This window comes from Yersinia sp. 2541 StPb PI (assembly GCF_052217145.1).
Taxonomy (GTDB): Bacteria; Pseudomonadota; Gammaproteobacteria; order Enterobacterales; family Enterobacteriaceae; genus Yersinia; species Yersinia enterocolitica_E.
The window spans coordinates 732,561-749,697 of sequence record NZ_JAZGQB010000001.1 but is presented as its reverse complement, the minus strand read 5'-3'; the positions used below and the strand labels follow the sequence as shown (position 1 = coordinate 749,697).

Below are 17,137 nucleotides of genomic sequence, written 5' to 3'. Positions count from 1 at the left end.
ATTTCAAATTACGGCAAGGGCATTCACCCCGGTCATTGACTGGGGTGAATGGGCGTAGCCAACAATGCTGCAGTTTGAAAAATGATGACAATCAGGCTTTCGCCTTCGGCATCTGGGAAACCAATGACAGATTCACGTCCATACCTTCAACCTGGAAGTGCGGCACGGCATACAGCTTCACGCGGAAGAAACCGGGGTTGTCTTCGATATCTTCCACCGTGACTTTTGCATCACGCAGCGGATGGGAAGCCTGCAAGTCATCACCCGGATCAGTCATTTCCGTCACCAACCCACGGATCCAGTTATTCAGCTCCAGCTCCAACAGACGGCGGTCTTTGGTGGTGCCGATGTTCTCGCGCTGAATAAGCTTCAGGTAATGGGCAATGCGTGACAGCAAGAAGATGTATGGCAAGCGGGCATTAATACGGCTGTTGGCAGTGGCATCAGCAGTGTCATACAGCGCAGGCTTCTGGGCAGAGTTGGCCGAGAAGAAGCACGAGTAATCACGGTTTTTGTAGTACGACAGCGGAATAAAGCCCAGATTGGCAAACTCAAATTCACGCGTTTCCGGGATCATCACTTCTGACGGGATTTTGACCTGATTACCGGTACCCAAATCGTACAGGTGAATAGGCAGGTTGGTCACCGCGCCACCGGCCTGCGGGCCACGGATCTGCACACACCAGCCGTTTTTGATGAAGCTTTTCACCATATTGGCGGCAAAGGCAAACGAGGCGTTGGTCCACAGATAACGGTCATGGTCCGGCCCTTTCACCTGCTCTACGTAGTTAAAGCTGCGTACCGGCACCGTGTCCGGGCCGTAAGGTAAGCGCCCCAGCACGCGCGGCATGGTCAGGCCGATATAGCGGGAATCATCTGAGTCGCGGAAGGCTTTCCATTTGATGTATTCGGCACGGTCAAAGTAGTTACCGATATCTTTGATGGCGGCCACTTCTTCCATGTTCTCTTTACCAAAGAACTCTGGACCCACTGAGCCAATAAACGGCATATGGGCTGCCGCGGCGACCTTGGAGATATTGCGCAATAGCGCGATATCTTGCGGGCTACGGTCGAACTCGTAGTTGGAGATAGCGGCGGCAATCGGTTCGCCACCGGGGGTGTCGTATTCCTGAATGTAAGTCTGGGTGTAGAGACCGCTTTGCACGATTTCAGGGGCGTCTTCAAAATCCTGCACCAGATGATCTTTACTGATATCCAGCAGTTCGATACGCACGTTTTGACGGAAATCGGTTTGATCGATAAGGGATTTCACGCCACGCCAGGTCGACTCCACCCGTTGGAAATCAGGGTGATGCATCACCGCATCCAACTGGCGACTGATTTGATCATCCAGCGCCGCAATGTGGCCATCCAGCAGGGTTTTATCCAGCTTTTCCACTTTTTTCGACGACTGCTTCAGCAGGTCTAAAAAGACACTGACGGCGGCAGTGACACGCTCATCAGTAGTGGCATCCGCCATGGTATCGTTGTTCTGGAAAGCATCCAGACCCGTCAATGAGGAGACTGGGCTCAGGTTGATTTTTTCAAATAAAGAGGCATAAACCCCCAGGGCTACGGGACGGTTTTTCTCTAATACGGTCGTCGCAGTACCCTGCGCACTGTTTTCCTGTACAGACATCAGCATGTTCCTTTTCTTCTTTCTACAAGCAGCCAATCCGGCGATTAACAGTCTTTGGGGGCCAATGCCGCCAGTTCAGCACGCAGCTCATCGCTCAATGCTTCGTCTTTGAGGATGTTTTCCAGCTCACGGCGGAAGGTGGCGTTGTCCAGCAAATTGGACTTGAGATCACGCAGCAGATTGCGCATTGCCAGCAAGGCACGCAGTTGTGGGATTTGACGGGCGACACTTTCCGGCTCGAAATCTTTCATGTCGTTGAAGGTCAGAGATACGGCGGTATCGGTATTATCCCCTGCCAAAGTATCAGGCACCGTTAATTTCAGGCTCGGTTGGAACTCGGCCAACACGCTGTTGAAATTATTTTTATTGATATTAAGCTTTTCACGTTCGGACAGCGGACGCTGTTCCTGACCGTTGCTGTAATCGCCCATCACCAGAAGTTTTAAAGGTAGTTCGACTTTCTTCTGGGCACCGCCGGTGTGGAGGTCTAATTTAATATTAATACGCGCTTTGGGTATCTCATTTTGGAAGCTTGACGAGGCCATTGACTTTCCTTGTTAGAGGACGGGAATTTAGGAAATCCACCCCTGAAAAGATGCGTAAAAATAATCGGCATCACCTGGAACAATAGCCATCGCTCACCAATAAACCGTGGCAATGAAATTAAGGAAAATAATTGTTCGTAGATAACCTTCGCATTCGCAGGATGGCATAACACAGTATCTGACAGGTATTTTTCACACACATAAGTATATCGATTAAATACCCAGTGGCGGCAGTGTAAAAACATTAGCCAGGTAACACCAATGGGTTAAATGTTACAAAATGTAACTATTAGCATTTCAGAAAAAATGCAACATCACATTGAAGAATAAGAAGTTTCTTGTTAGGTAAGAAAAAATCCTTGTGCCTTAGCACGTTAAAAATCATCATGAAATTTAAACCAAGACTGCACGAAATGCATTGTAGGAATGGTCCTACATTTTATTTTTTTAAGAGTGTGATCTGGCGCCAGAGTATTTCACAACAAAGAGGGATAAAGAGGAACCTAACGGTTATCACAATGAATCAGTTAACTGTTAATAACGTAAAAATGACTTATCGATATATAATTTCATTGAATGATACATGCAGTACCAGAAAATAGAGGTATGTGGCAGATTTATACCGATGAGAAACTGCTGTGCAGCGAAAAATACGATTATCAACGCAGTTGGTAATACAAGTAAAAAATGATATCCGAGAACAATCCGGTTTCGGTTGTACGGAGTTGACTCTCTCCAGCGTCAGCCACGCTAAGTGTATAGCTAGGTGATAAATGTATAAAATCAATTACATAGGTCAATAAGTTGATATTGATCACTTAATCAGCTCGCCTCAGCAAGACTAATCCTATGAAAATCATCACTGGGCGATCATTTTTAATACAGCCAAACCTGGCATTTGCCAGAAAAATCCGCCCCTCCCTACTCCGATAACCATCAATTTACCTCGTCAGCATAATGCTGTACGGTCCGGGTGGATTCAGAACGAAGGTTAAAAGAGAGCTGTACCATCGTAGCGACAAGTCCCAAATTATCGACAAAAAAACTCTCTTGATTTTGGCACCATCTAGATTACGCCAAACACGCCTCATTAATATGAAAACGATACGATTGTATTCTTTTTCCATTTTTATCTTTTTCATTATTGAGTTATTATGTGCATTAACCGTTTTGATGCTGAGCTTGATTATCTGGGCTATAGTCACTGGGTTAATACCTAACTTTAAATAACACATAACGGTGCGCTCCTTGCCCATGAGTGCGTTCTCACTGGCCGGGTAACTCATTGCATTACTTTCAGCTTGTAACTCTTTTCCCTCCAGTAAACCAATAGTACTCTGGATTATATTGTCAATTATATTATTACTGTAATTACCATATATAATGCCTGGGTTATTATCAGGTAATTTACCGTCGGCAGCTAAACCCTGACTATCATTCAAGAACACAATAAATAATGTATGTTTTTGTTACCCTGAGTATCCCGAACATGGCGTTCACAATAGCGTTGTGTATCCTGCTTTGAAACCAGCTTTAATACTTGTGTTTTTTTAGCCAGAATAATAGATGAATCATTAAGTATTAATTCAGTTATCTTATCTAAATGCTTGGATAGTTCAGATTGCAATGCTGAAGAGAAAAAGATATTTTTTTATGAATAACCACCATAACGCATTTGTTCATAAACCCTCTTGGGAGATCTGCTGGTATCTCGGTAATTCTCAACATAAAAATTTAAATCGTATCGATGACACCTAAACACACCTAATGACAACTACAACAAACACCCTAAAAACAGCATTTATTCTATTTCAAGATCAACAATGCGGCAACATACGCCACAAATTAGCAGATATATAGTTTTTTACTCCAAAAATTAAATAAAGGAAGATGCTATACATCTTAAAATATAGCCAATAGTAGCTTGTACATTTTTTAATATCGGAATTCAAAAAAAACTTAAACCGCACTCAGCCATTCCCTAAAAATACAAATTGACAATAAATTATTTAAAGTTTAAATATGCGTTCACTATAACTACATTCAAAATTTATTATAACTCGCTGAGATCATCATTAATAAGAAAAGCCATGTACTTGCCGGTAGAATTGGGAAATGTATGTTGTATGTTAAGAACAACTCCACCTATCCTGCCACTGAGCAGCTAATCAACCACGTTAAAAACGATTTACATTAAGATGAAATAGACTGCAAAAATGATAATAACGAGATTTTTTATCTAAAAGGAAGTAATTATTATAAATTTAATCAACTTACCTTTATTGGTATCTGTGCAAAAAAAGAAGACAGTGATTACCCTTCTTGCAGAACGATCAGGATTAACTCGGGAGAAGCACGATGAAAAAAAGGTTACCTTACCGTGGTTTACCTGACGATATTAGCTGCCGTCGCCATTTTCTGGGTCTATCAACTATTGCCTAAAGTTGTTTTACAGTGCGATTCTGAGCTATACCTGAAAAAAACATTAATACCTATGATTCTGTTTCATTACTGGCAGATATGAGTATCTTTTTATCCCGCAATGGTGAGGGTTTTATAAAATTCACCGGAACGGCGCAGGATAAAACATCATCATATATATTAAATCGCGCTCTGCCATTCAACTACACCACCTTGGATAATAACGGTGTTTATACAGTCAACTTCACCACTCAAATTATAAGAGCTATTGATGATGTTCCAGATAATGTCTGGTCGAAATTCATTCAGACAACACGTGATGATGTACAGTATTTTGTCAGTGTAAAAAATATAGATAAAAACCTCTATGTCATTAATGGGTTATCATCTCCTGTGTTAATTTGTGCAACCCCCTGAATGACATCCCCTATCGCCAAAAGAAAGCCCCTTTATTTCTATGATTAATGAAGCAACTCAAGAGGTTGTGAGGTATTTGTCATTTTACCCATCACAAAAGCCAGATTGGCAGCGGCGACCAGCGAAGCGGCGTGGGCATCGGTACTCATCTGTTGTGCATTCAACAAGCCATTGGCCGCTTCGTTAGCGACCGTGATGGTACCTACACCATTACGATAAGATTCCAGTGCAGCGTCATAGGTGATAAATGACGTTTTCACCAGATTGAGTGCCGCCTGATTAGACTCAAGTGCCGAGTGCAAAGTATCCGCCGCCACCACGATTTCACGCACCGCCAACTCCTGAGTTTTCTTAAATCCTTCCGCTGCAACTGCCGCACGAGACTCCGCCTCTTTGACCCGCGCCGCCCGTATCCCGCCATCGTAAAGAGGAACACTGACCCCCACCAAAATGCTAGAGGATGAAGTCTGCTGGCTAATCCCAGGTAGACCCTGAATATCAAAGCGCCCATCACCGCCTGCGACTGCTCCGGCAAGATAGACTTTTGGCAAAAAGTCGGCCTCAGTGGCTTTGATACCTGCCTTGGCAGCTTCAACCGCCGCATAGCTAGCTAACACATCAGGCCGCTGGGAAAGGGCCAGACGAATCATATTTTCGGTCGGCGTGCTGGCAACATCTGGCAAAGCGCGGTCTTCGGCATAAGCGATGTTGATATCTAATGAGGGAGAAACCCCCATCGCCCCCAGTAATGCCTGATAAGCATCACGTTCCGTACCTTTTGTCATCACGCGGCGCAGTTCAGACTGTGCCACCTGTTGGCGCGCCAACGCCACTTCGACGGTGGTGGCAATACCATTTTTTTGACGTTGTTCGGCAGCATCTTGAATCTTTAAGCTATTTTTCAGCGTTTGCTCTGCTATCTGCCTCTGGGTCTGCGCGGCACCATATTGGAAATAAGTCCGTGTGACATCGTAGATTAGCTTCTGATGCATCCCATTAAAGCTAACATTGGCGGCATAAGAGGTTTGTTTAGCTGCGTCAAGTAATGCACTACGCTGCCCGAAATCAAAGATAAGCCACTGTAATGCCAGCGCCGGAACAACTGCGCTCCCAGAGGTATTGACATCCTTATGGCTGCCAATCGCGTAAGGTAACGGTGTGCTGGTACTCTGGTAGCCACCAATAACACTGGCTGAAATGATCGGTAAAAATACCGCCTCCCCCATGCCGACAGCCAATGCAGCCTGTCGCGCTTGCTGCCAGGCAATGCGGGTATCTGGATTCTGATTCTGGGCAATATCAATCAGCTCAGGTAATGAGTAAAGATGTCCGCTCTTTATTGCCGGTGGCTGAGGAAGTTCTGCCACCAGCGGATTAGCTGGCACAGAGAAATTACCCGCGCCCGCAGCACTGCCCGTATTGGCATCCGCGACCCAAGGTTCGGAATAGGAGGCTGGCGCGAGGTCAAGTCGCTCAGTGGCACACCCCGTAATCAATATGCATAAGCCAGCCGCCGTGCAAATAAGGCCCATTTTGGCTATCCTGGCCATCAGTACCGCGTGAGTCGTCATGTCATCAAGTTCCCAGAAGTTCCCCGAGTCTTTTTATACGTTGCCCAATAGTCAGTTCAACTGGCGATAACCCCTGCCATGAAGATTCTCTCTCTGGCACGTGCTCGCCTTGTTGCGCGGTAATGTCACCGACAAGCGAGAGCTGACGCAGTTGTTCCACATCAGACGCCGACTTTTCAGTCGGTAGAAACAGCACTGGGCACAATTTACTCATTTCTGCCAGTATCGCGTACAAGCGTGCGCACTCTTCTCGTGAAGGGCGTAATTGTGCTGGCTCAAAGGGAACCAGTGCCAGTTCTTCTCGCGCTTGGGTAATCTCCGCCTCAATGGTTGTCGCTTCTCTTAGTGCCGCAGGCCGTGCATCAGGCGACAGCGCTGCCAAATTTGTCAGTCCCGTCAACGTGTTACTAATATGTATGCGCACCGCATCTACAATAGCCACCGGCCACAACCGGGTAAAAATCAAATACACCACCAGATTACCCAGCAAGATCCCAAGCACCCTATCGAGGGCCACCCCCAGATCTGTACTTGGCCCGAAGCCTTGCAACACCGTCAGCAGGAATGCCAGCCCAACCTGCACACCGGCATAAGCGATACGTTCGCTGCCACAGGAAACCCAAGCGGCCAATAGAATGCAGCCAAACACCAGTGCCATCAATTGACCAATATCACTCAGGTAGGGAATAATGAAAATGATCGCCAGAACCCCCATTAACGCGCCGATCAAGCACCCGATAATCCGCAGTACCAGTTTATGCACTGTCTCACCGGTGGTACCTAACGCCGCGACATAGCAGGTGATCATGGCAGTATGGATATCCTGCCAATCCAATGCGGTATAGACCAGATAGCAAATTAGGGCGGCGGCAGTGGTCTTTAGCGCAAAACGCTGATGAGCAGGATTGGTCAGTGCATCTGCGGCAAAGAATGAGGATTTCGGGGCAGCCAAATCTTGCCCATTATCCGCATTCGCCAGTGCTAGCAGTGCGTTTCTGATTTCATTGATCTCATCACCCGCATTCTCAATAGCAAAGTGAGGGGTAACAGCAAGATTGCCCGCCGCTATCGCCTGTGCCGCATCGCAACAGTAGCCCGCGAGTTCAATACGCTCATTCTCTGGTGAGCCAGCAGATAAAGCTGACGTTGCCAATAGCAGGCGATAACTGCTTTTTACGGCACTTTCCAACCAGGCTGCTTCAGACGAGGGGCGTAGATGGAAGATACGTACAAAAAGCGCCCGCTGTTGATGCTCATTTTGCCCTTCCTGTAGTAGCTCAGTTAGCTTAGCCATATTGGTGGCATCGGGTTGGCGCAATGTCTCGGCTACGGTGAAAAGTCGCTCGGCTAAACTGGCCCGCAATAACGTCTGGGGTGCCCGGCCAAAGAAAAGGTTAAAGCCAATAATCAGCAACATCGGGGAAACCGCCATTAACCAGGCATACAACAGCCCCCGCGTTGCTACCTCACCCATAGGTATATCACTGAGCAGCGTCATCACAAACGCAATAACCAGCGCAATAATACTCCCCACCGGGCCGAGCTTACTGGCTGAGCCAAGATAGAGAAACAAAAACGAACTGACAATCAAGGCTGCCATGCGCAGTGGCGCGGCTTCCAACGTGAAATGAATAAGCAGAAACACCAGACCAACCACCAGCGACACCAGAATGGTGATAGCAATCGCCATCACCATGCTTTCTACGCCATCCGGTTTCATGACGAAAATAATCAGATAGCAACTGATCGCGGATTCCGGGATGCCATACACCATGGCAACCATAGCCATCAATGCACAGAGTGCAGCAACCCGCCAGGCCATCGCCACTCGCCCAGGGAAATAGGCTAAATCCGCTTTTGCCTGACGGATTATGCCACCGAGCGTACCGTCAGCAACCGTCGTCATTGCGCACAACAACCACAGCAGTCGCCCCGATTCGCATCAGGTCCTCCGGCGGTTTTTCCAGACTGATTCTCACTGGGAAACGCTGAACAACACGTACCCAATTTAATGATTTCGGGACATAAGGCAGACCACGTGGAATATTCAGCATATCCTCAGAGCTGACACCCCAACCAATCCCCTCAACTCGCCCCTGAATCGCACGCTGTCTGTCCGCCATGACATACACGGTAGCGCAATCCCCCACGTTGATATGCTTCAATTCCGTTTCACGGAAAAAGGCCGAGGCATGCCAATGTTCAGTATTGATAAGGGTAAAAATGGCCTGATCCGGGACGATAAACTCCCCGGCCGAGACCGTCAGCCCCACCACCCGACCATCATGGGGGGCACGTACTTGTGTATTCGCCAGCTCCCGTTCAGCAATAGCCAGCGCCGCGCGCCGCGCGACTACCAACGCTTCAGCGGCCGCAGTCGTGCTGACTAAAGCCTCCGCAGCAAATGACTGTTTTAATGCCTGTTTCAGGCTGACCTCGGCGTCGTGTTTCGCCGTCGCCGCATCATCGACCTGCTGGGCGGTGACATAACCTTTAGGGAGCAGAGGTTGTAGCCGGGCCAATGTCTGAGTCGCTAACTTGAGATTGGCTTGCGCCCGTACAATTTGTTCATTGGTAATCGCGGCATTGGATTGTTCAGCGACCACCGTCCGTTGCTGGGTATCGCGAGCAGCCTCTGCCATTTGCAATTCAGCTTGCGCCTGTGCGACTTGCAGCCGATAGAGATCCGGCTCGATGGTAAACAGCAGGTCACCCCGCCGAACTTTGCTGTTTTCCACGACATTAATCGAGATAATACGGCCAGGTACCGAACTGGCAACATGCACCACACTGGCCCCTAATTCTGCATCTTCAGATAATGGATTCAGTGTAGTCTGCCGCACGGAAAGCCAGCCTGATATCACTGCCGCGACGATGATAACGCCGGCGACGATGAGCGCCAGTTGCCGCTTACGCCCACTCCCTGATAGTTTATTCATATTCATCATTCATCGTGTAAACAGTAATAGGGAACTGATAAATGCCACAGCAAGCGCCAGGCAGACATACACCAACAGCCGCCATGGCAGCACCTCATCAATACCCATCCGAATAAACAGAATGCGAGCCATCACCGCCACAACTATTCCGATAAAAGCGCACGCCATCCAGGAAGGAAAGTAAGAGCCCACCAATGAAAATGAAGGCGCCGCTACGCCGGTGCAGCCGCTCAGAGCAATAACCGATAACAGAACTAACGACCCGCGCCATAAGTTCAGGTTGGTACTCGCTAACCCCCTGAAAAAAAACCACTCTGGCTTCCTAAGGGAAGTCATATCATTCATTATTCGGCCTCAGTTAATGTGGCGTTAACAGGCAGAAAAACAGCTATTCGATCATAAAAAGTCACTACAGATCGCTGCCCAACGTATTTTTGAAGATTTGCCCATCTTTCATAATGAGCCTGAATGCTTTCTCTGGCCGAGCAATGAGTTGAATATCACTTAGTGGATCACCATCAACCAGAATCAAGTCAGCCAGTGCGTCATTCTCTACCACACCCAACTTACCGGGATACGGGTTTCTTGGACCGGAGAAGGCACAGAGTTCAGCATTAACGCTGGTGGCCATCTTGAGAATTTCAAGCGGTGAGTACCAGCGAGTCAGCTTGGCCAATTGAGCACCCTGTCGGGTTGCCAGTCGGGCATCGAATAATGTATCGGTGCCCCACGCTGTCTTGATGTTATATTTTTTCGCCAACCTATAGGCCGTATCAGTACCGGCAACCATCTCAAGCTGCTTGGCACGTGATGCCGGACTGGCCATTGGCACCGCATCCTCGTCATCAAGGAAGGGTTGCAAGCTCCACCAAATGCCTTTTTCTGCCATTAACTGGACGGTCTCCTCATCCACCAACTGGCCGTGTTCGATACATTTAACCCCACCTTTAATCGCCATGGTGACCGCCCGTGCCGTATAAGCATGGACGGTGACATAGGTACCCCAATTCTCAGCCGCCGTAACTGCCGCTTGAATCTCTGGTACCGATCCCTCGGTCACACTGATAGAGTCATACATAGAGGCTACACCACCCCCTGCCATGTATTTGAGTTGCGACGCGCCTCGCATCAATTGTTCTCTGGCACGCAGTAACACCTGATCGGCACCATCGGCAATCGCCGTCATACCTACGCGTTCGGCATAACTCAAGGGGTCTGATGGCGTATGCGGTAATTCACCAATCAGACGGAAATCGCCGTGCCCACCAGTTTGAGTGATAAATGCGCCGGAAGGATAGATGCGTGGCCCGACCGTCACCTGCTCATCAATGGCGCGTTTCAAGCCAAAAACCGGCCCGCCCATATCACGCACCGTGGTGAAACCACGCATTATAGTCGCCTGCGCCTCTGCAATTGCCAGCGCCTGGATATAATTAAAATCTGCTGTCATCGCCGTCATCATTGATGGCCGAGCCATAATGGCGTGCCAGTGTGCGTCGATCAGCCCTGGCATCAATACACCGCCACCACCGTCTATCCGTTCCACATCCGGTGGCAATGCTTTATCAGCCGGCTCTACCGACTTGATCCTGTTACCTTCCACTAATACTTGCAATCCATCGCGCAAATGGTCTGAAACACCATCAAAAAGGCGAATATTAACAAAGGCCATCACACGCACAGTATTGGCCGCGACATCTCTTCTTTGCTGAGTCGCGCCTGGGATCGCCGCAGCAACGGTTGCCGCTGTTATAGGGGCAGAATGAGCAGCTTTCTGAGCAAACACCGTATTGATACGAACGAACGCCGGACTATGGCAAAGACAACAATCAGAATGAGTGTGGGGAAGCGCTATCAAAGGCATATGAGGCATTGTGTTCTCCTTATATGAACTCTCCCTCCATCAATAACTAGAGGGCCGGTTCTCAATCATAGAACAAATTTATTACGTAACGACTTATTTTAATGGAAAAAATCAACCAGAAATCGTGACAATGCTCTGATCCTGACATGATAAAGCGGATGTTGCCGTGATGAACCGACCTAAGCACGCCCTGCAAGTAGAACGTGCTTTTTACTCATTTCTGCTGTGCCGCCCACCAGGATAATAAGCGTAAACAAGAGGAGTAATAGTCTTCTTCTGGTTGTAATACTGCCGTTAATTGAGCAGCATCACCTAAGGTAAGATCCCGTATCGCCAGCATCCCAGGTGTCAGTGCATATTCCGCGGTAGCCCCCGTAACAACATTGACCCATGCCGGTGTTTTTAAACGCGAAAAACCTTGCCAATAGCCAATAAAAGGCGCCAATGTACTGCCATTATGTCCTCCCCAACTGAGATATAATGGAATACGCACCGCATCAAAACTAAAACGTGCAGGCCAACCATTGGCTGGTGCGAAACTACCATCCGACTGCAATGACACCCAATCAGTCGGCAAATTGACTTTGCCAAGCTTCATCGCTGATAACTGCTGGATAGCATCGTCATTCAAGTCTTTCCATATTTTCAAATGACTGTATTGGTAGAATGCATTCCAGGCTGGAAATATGTAATAAGACGGGTTGATCACAACATAACTGGTATGATTAAAACTTGCAGAGCCTGGCAATAATACATGATAACCGGCAAAGTTAATGACCGTGTGCTTAATAATAGCATTCTGTATCTGATTAGATTGACTCGTATAGTCGCGATTGTGCCATTTATCCCCAGCCAGTAATAATGCCCAAGCAATCAATATATCGCCATCTGTAGCATTATTTTTATCCGCAACTTTTACTTTAGCATTCGGCTCATAACGCCATGAAAATAATCCGGTATCTGCATTGTATAATGTCTTTTGAGTCCAACCCAATAATGAATCAAAGGTAGGCCGGTCATCATTGAATACGGCAAGTAGCATACCAAAACCTTGCCCTTCGGTATGGCTGATATCATGGTTACCCGTATCAACAATTCGGCCATCGGGCTTAAGAAACCGGCTTTTAAATTGTTCCCAGCCGGGCTGATAAGCCTGTACCCCGGTGGAAAACAGTAGGCCAAATAGCACACCGGCGGTAACAACAACACGCATGACCTTCATAATTAGCATAATATGCCTCAAATGCCGTTTTTATAACGGAACACTAATGGACCTTCGGTTTTATTATCCAGCCAACGGACATTCACTTCTGACTGCCCTCCCTGCTGCCTGAGCCACTCCTTATAAATACCTTCCAAAAATGTTGCAAATGCAGTTTTCCACTGCGACTGTTCAGTCAGATTGTCCGTGTCCGGCCATGCACAGTGACTTAACTGCATTTCCTGTTCATTCGCGGCAATGCGCAAAAATCCCCAATGATATCTGGACCATAGATGATTAATTTGATCTTCAAACTCACCCACGGTCTGACTTATCGGTAAGGGGTTATGCTGTGCCAGTTGAGTCCCCATGTTGCGGATAAAAGCCCTGCCATCCGCACTGTCAGCATTAGCCTGAATACCTGAAAAAAGCACTTGCACCACATTTTGCCATCCCGGCTGATGCTGCTGCTGACGGTAATAATCCTGTTGTTCCGAAAGATAGTTATTCTCTTGCATGATTATTTCCCATCCAACAAATATCTGAAGTAGACCAAGGCGGTAGTTTCGGAGTAGTCGCCAAAAGTATCATAGCCAACCTGTCCGCCGATCTGCATATTCTTCTGTAAGTTGTAACTGCCATCAGCCTTGAAGTTATATCCGATGCCATTTTTACTTTGCGCAGCATAACGGGATTCAGTGCTATAACCATCGCGCACCAATTGCTCCAGTTGAGCCTGCAACTCTGGATTATTCGGGAAATATTTACTCTCATCCTGCGAATAGGATTGATAGCCTACCGCCCCACCCAATTTATAATTCCAGTTACCATAACGTTGGCTATACTCAACCGGGAAAGAGACACTGACATAATCTTGCGGGCTGAAATAGCCCCCTTGACCGTAACTGAAATAACTGAGATTTTTAGAGAAATTCATATAACTGATATTGATGCCCGTTTTTAATTCACGGTCATCATAGCGGTAAGGACGAATATACGCGCCGACTGAAGAGTTAATTGAACCATTACTCGGAACATTATCACCGATATAATTGTAATAATTTAATCCTGCATAAAGGCCGGCATCGCCATCGTCATAGCTCAGGTTTAAGCCACCCCCATTCTTAGTGACTGCCCCCCATCGCGATCCGCTGATCTTATCGGTTGCACCCACGTATGAAAGCAGGCTATCCGTCACTGGCCGACGTTCTACTGTCATCGCCAGTTTAGCGAATTCGCCAAGCTTAGGTGCCCATTGCACGCCGCCAATAAGGGCACTCATATCTTGCCCTAACGGCGTGGTACCAATGTCGGCTTTATAATCTTCCCCCGCCAAGGCCAGGGCCAGTTCTACCCCTGACTCACTTTGTGAGCCTGGGGAGTCGGCGGTGAAATCATTTGGACTAAAGGTTTGGGCTGTGACCAGATTATTAGCCGCCAGTTGTTTAGCACTGTTGGCATCATTTTCCACTACCCTGGCATCAACACAACCTTGCGTTCCAGCACCTGCGCCATTACACGCACTTTCTCTATCCGCCTGAGCCTGCAATTGAGCAGTTGTCGCCGCCGCTAATACCGCCGCTGAGTTAGTTGCGGCAAGTGCTGATGTCTCTGTCGCATTTTTAACTTCCAAACCCTGCTGCAATGCCCCGGTACCAAAACGATTACTGCCCGTACCTGAGGTTGAACCTGCATTGAGGGATACCGGCGTGACGGTAAAACTCAGGCGGGAGGTATCAAAAGGCACACCGGAAAAGGTGAGCGGGGCTTTGGCTTCAGTCAATTGACTCAGGCCCGATTCACCATCGCGACTGCGAATACTGATATTGGCCTGCGCCCAACTGGCAGTTTTATCCTGTAAAGTATCCAGCATCTGATCAACTTGCTTCAGGGTGCCGTTTTGCGCAACGTTAGCGGTAGGTGCCAGATTATTGACGCCCCCCATGGCAGCGCCTTCTGTGCCCGCATTTTGCCACGGCAACACCGCGCCATAGCTTGAATTGGTCCGCGGCTGCGTGCGGGTGGTCTGGTTAATAAACGGATTGTCGCTAAGTTGTAAACCAGCAATATTCGCGCCACCAACACTGTCTGCCCCTTCCAGCCCAATCATTTTACCTTTGGCGGAACGTAACAAAGCCAAAGCCTGCTCATGATCTCCTTCAGCTTCCGCGACCCGGGCAGCAAGCAATAAGCGCTCTGGGGTTCTTGGCCCGCGCATGCCCAACATCAATTGTCTGGCGCTCTGGACATCACCATTAGCCAGTGCCACGTTTACCGCCCCTACCCGCGCCCCTTCATTAGTAGGATCACGTTTTAATAAATAAGCATAAACTTTACCGGCTTCATCATTCATTTTACCGGATTGGTAAAGACGCCCCATCGCCAGCATCAGGTCAATATTTTGCGGATCACTTTGTAGCGCAACAATCAACTTGTCATACGCCGCAGCATACTGGCCTTGCTCACGCAATGCATCGGCCTGATTGATAGTGGTCCCTAGTCGTAATCGACTGATCTCTATCGGCGAACTGCCACTTTGAATCGCGGGATTACTCAATAAGGCTTCCGCTTCTTGCGTCAGGCCAGATTGCGTCAAGACACTGATTTGTGCCGCATAATCGCCCGCCTTGCCATGAATGCCGTTATTGATATTTTTACGCACTAAACTAACCGCCGTGGTGCTGTCACCGGCAGCCATCAAATCTTTAGCCAGATTACCGACATCGGCAGGGGCGGTAGGCGGATTTTGTGCCAGTCCGCGCAATATTGCCGCAGCACTGGCTGAATCACCCTTTGCCAGAGCCGTTTCTGCTGTCGCTATTTTTTGATTGAACTCCACACGGTCAGCCAGCGCACGGACCTCTTTAGTTTGGCGGGCTGGCGGGATCTGATTGAGTAAAGCATTACTGGTTGCCCAATCTTTGTTTTCAGCGGCAAACAAAGCGGCAGCATATAGATTATCCGCCGGTGCGCCGGGAGCCGAAGCTTCAGCCATCAGACTTTGCGCCTGGGCTGTATTTCCCTGTTGTTGCAGTATTCTCGCCATATCCAGACGAACCCAGATATTCGATGGCTGCTTAGTTAGCGCCTGTTGTAACAGATTTAATGCCGCCGTAGGATCATTACGTTGCAGCGCTAATGCAGCCTCACGGCGAATCGGATCAACATTGATCCCAGCGGGCGCGGCGGCGGGTTTGAGATTGTTTGGCACGGTTTGTAGCACTTGCTGTGCCTCGACATCATTCTTTTGCTGCCGCAATACATAATACAGCCCCAATTTCGCATCATTATTTTGCTGTTGCTGCGCCAGGATATTGCGGTAAGCCTGTTCAGCAGCACTCAAATCACCTTTGCGCCGCAACAAATCAGCTCGGAACAGCGCCACCGCAGTGCCTTTGTCCCCTGTGGCCTGTGCCAATGGGGCGCTCAATGCCAGCGCACCGTCAATATTCCCGCTGGCAAAGGCTTTTTTAGCTTTATCCAACTCGCCGTAGAAATGGGCATCTTGCGCTTGCGCCGCCAGTTGTGCGCTGTTTGCCCCACCTTGTTTGGCCGCCTGAGTCAGGTAGTTTTCTGCATTGGCGAAATCACCACTGCGCAAAGCGATAAATCCCAAACCCGCTAATGCATCGCCATCGTTAGGGTTGATCGCCAGCACTGACTCAAACTGGCTTTTCGCATTGGTTAAATCACCGCGATTAAGTTCACTGTAACCCTGGCCTTTTGCTGCTCCACCGATATTCTTTTTATAGTAATCGGCGACAACCTGATCATCGGGATGGCGTTGTTGATAGGCCTGATAAAGCCCTTCATCTGCCGGTTGCGGTGTTATCCACATCAGTGCCTGGCGCAAAGCAGCATCAGCTTCGCGGTTAGTCGCCGCCAGACTATTAAGCATGGCAATACCATCACGGCGGGTTGTCTGTTGGTAGGTCAGCACTTTACCCAGCGCCACGCGGGCAGCAACATCATTTGGGGACTGTGCTACACGTTGCTGTAATTCGGCGATAGCTGTTGGTAACGTCGCCGCATCCCCCGCCATGGTCAAATAATATTCTACCGCTAAATTATCCAACGGTTTATTACCGTTAAATAAATTCTGATAACTCTCAATCGCCTTGGGAATATTGCCCTGGCTGGCAAACTGGCGCGCTGCCGCTAATTGGCTCGGCGAAATGGACTGCATGACTTTGGCATTATCTAACGACTGCAAACGTGGGTCATCCGGGGAGGCCGCATTTAATTTTTTACGCCATTCAAGCGACTCGGCTTTATCCCCTTTTTCAGAGGCATAAAGGGACATTAGATATAAAGCATCAACGTTGGTAGGATCGACCATCAGGATCTTTTGCAGCGCGTTAGTCGCCAGATCATTATGGGCTTTCTCATGCCAGTAGGTGGCCTGATCTAACAATGCCTTTATCGCTGGCGTATTCTCTGCCGCCTGTCCCCAGACAGGGATTGCAGCAAATCCGACCATCCCAGTAAGCAACAGGGCATTAATCAATGGTGACTTTACATGACTTGATTTCATATCAAC

At 48.3% G+C, this 17,137-nt stretch carries 12 protein-coding genes; 1 reads left to right on the top strand and 11 read right to left on the bottom strand.

The features are described from left to right. Nucleotides 1-91: 91 nt before the first annotated feature. The 3 genes from tssC to V1953_RS03175 form a co-directional block, all read right to left on the bottom strand. Nucleotides 92-1,645 carry a type VI secretion system contractile sheath large subunit gene (gene tssC / locus V1953_RS03185; RefSeq protein ID WP_442850640.1) on the bottom strand — a complete coding sequence of 518 codons (1,554 nt, stop codon included), beginning with the start codon at nucleotides 1,643-1,645 and terminating at the stop codon, nucleotides 92-94. Between the two features lie 38 nt (nucleotides 1,646-1,683). Then, nucleotides 1,684-2,184 (bottom strand): type VI secretion system contractile sheath small subunit, encoded by a 501-nt coding sequence (gene tssB / locus V1953_RS03180; protein WP_083162567.1) that lies wholly within the window; start codon nucleotides 2,182-2,184, stop codon nucleotides 1,684-1,686. A 941-nt stretch (nucleotides 2,185-3,125) separates the two neighbouring features. Then, entirely contained in the window at nucleotides 3,126-3,440 is a 315-nt protein-coding gene (locus V1953_RS03175; protein ID WP_442849145.1) for a helix-turn-helix transcriptional regulator, read from the bottom strand. 1,264 nt (nucleotides 3,441-4,704) lie between these two features. On the opposite strand from V1953_RS03175, the gene V1953_RS03170 reads away from it, so the two are divergent. Next, nucleotides 4,705-5,022, top strand: coding sequence for a FidL-like protein (locus tag V1953_RS03170; protein ID WP_442847541.1), 318 nt, complete (start codon nucleotides 4,705-4,707; stop codon nucleotides 5,020-5,022). 44 nt (nucleotides 5,023-5,066) lie between these two features. Here V1953_RS03170 and V1953_RS03165 read toward each other — a convergent pair whose 3' ends face one another. The 8 genes from V1953_RS03165 to V1953_RS03130 all read right to left on the bottom strand — a co-directional run bounded on the left by V1953_RS03165 (nucleotide 5,067) and on the right by V1953_RS03130 (nucleotide 17,131). Next, entirely contained in the window at nucleotides 5,067-6,593 is a 1,527-nt protein-coding gene (locus tag V1953_RS03165) for a TolC family protein (protein ID WP_083162561.1), read from the bottom strand. Between the two features lie 4 nt (nucleotides 6,594-6,597). Then, a complete protein-coding gene (locus tag V1953_RS03160) occupies nucleotides 6,598-8,499 on the bottom strand; it encodes an FUSC family protein (protein ID WP_193784777.1) in 1,902 nt (633 codons plus the stop codon). Then, nucleotides 8,483-9,532 carry a multidrug transporter subunit MdtN gene (gene mdtN, locus V1953_RS03155; RefSeq protein ID WP_083164071.1) on the bottom strand — a complete coding sequence of 350 codons (1,050 nt, stop codon included), beginning with the start codon at nucleotides 9,530-9,532 and terminating at the stop codon, nucleotides 8,483-8,485. The genes V1953_RS03160 and mdtN overlap by 17 nt, the downstream gene beginning before the upstream one ends. Before the next feature lie 9 nt (nucleotides 9,533-9,541). Beyond that, nucleotides 9,542-9,877, bottom strand: a complete 336-nt coding sequence (locus V1953_RS03150) for a YtcA family lipoprotein (RefSeq protein ID WP_193784776.1) — start codon at nucleotides 9,875-9,877, stop codon at nucleotides 9,542-9,544. 64 nt (nucleotides 9,878-9,941) lie between these two features. Beyond that, nucleotides 9,942-11,405, bottom strand: coding sequence for a metal-dependent hydrolase family protein (locus V1953_RS03145; protein ID WP_083162559.1), 1,464 nt, complete (start codon nucleotides 11,403-11,405; stop codon nucleotides 9,942-9,944). 205 nt (nucleotides 11,406-11,610) lie between these two features. Next, complete coding sequence (locus V1953_RS03140; RefSeq protein WP_083162557.1) at nucleotides 11,611-12,627, bottom strand: glycosyl hydrolase family 8; 1,017 nt, start codon at nucleotides 12,625-12,627, stop codon at nucleotides 11,611-11,613. An 8-nt stretch (nucleotides 12,628-12,635) separates the two neighbouring features. After that, a complete protein-coding gene (gene bcsD, locus V1953_RS03135; protein ID WP_083162555.1) occupies nucleotides 12,636-13,115 on the bottom strand; it encodes a cellulose biosynthesis protein BcsD in 480 nt (159 codons plus the stop codon). 2 nt (nucleotides 13,116-13,117) lie between these two features. Beyond that, entirely contained in the window at nucleotides 13,118-17,131 is a 4,014-nt protein-coding gene (locus V1953_RS03130; RefSeq protein ID WP_442850639.1) for a cellulose synthase subunit BcsC-related outer membrane protein, read from the bottom strand. Nucleotides 17,132-17,137 lie beyond the last annotated feature (6 nt).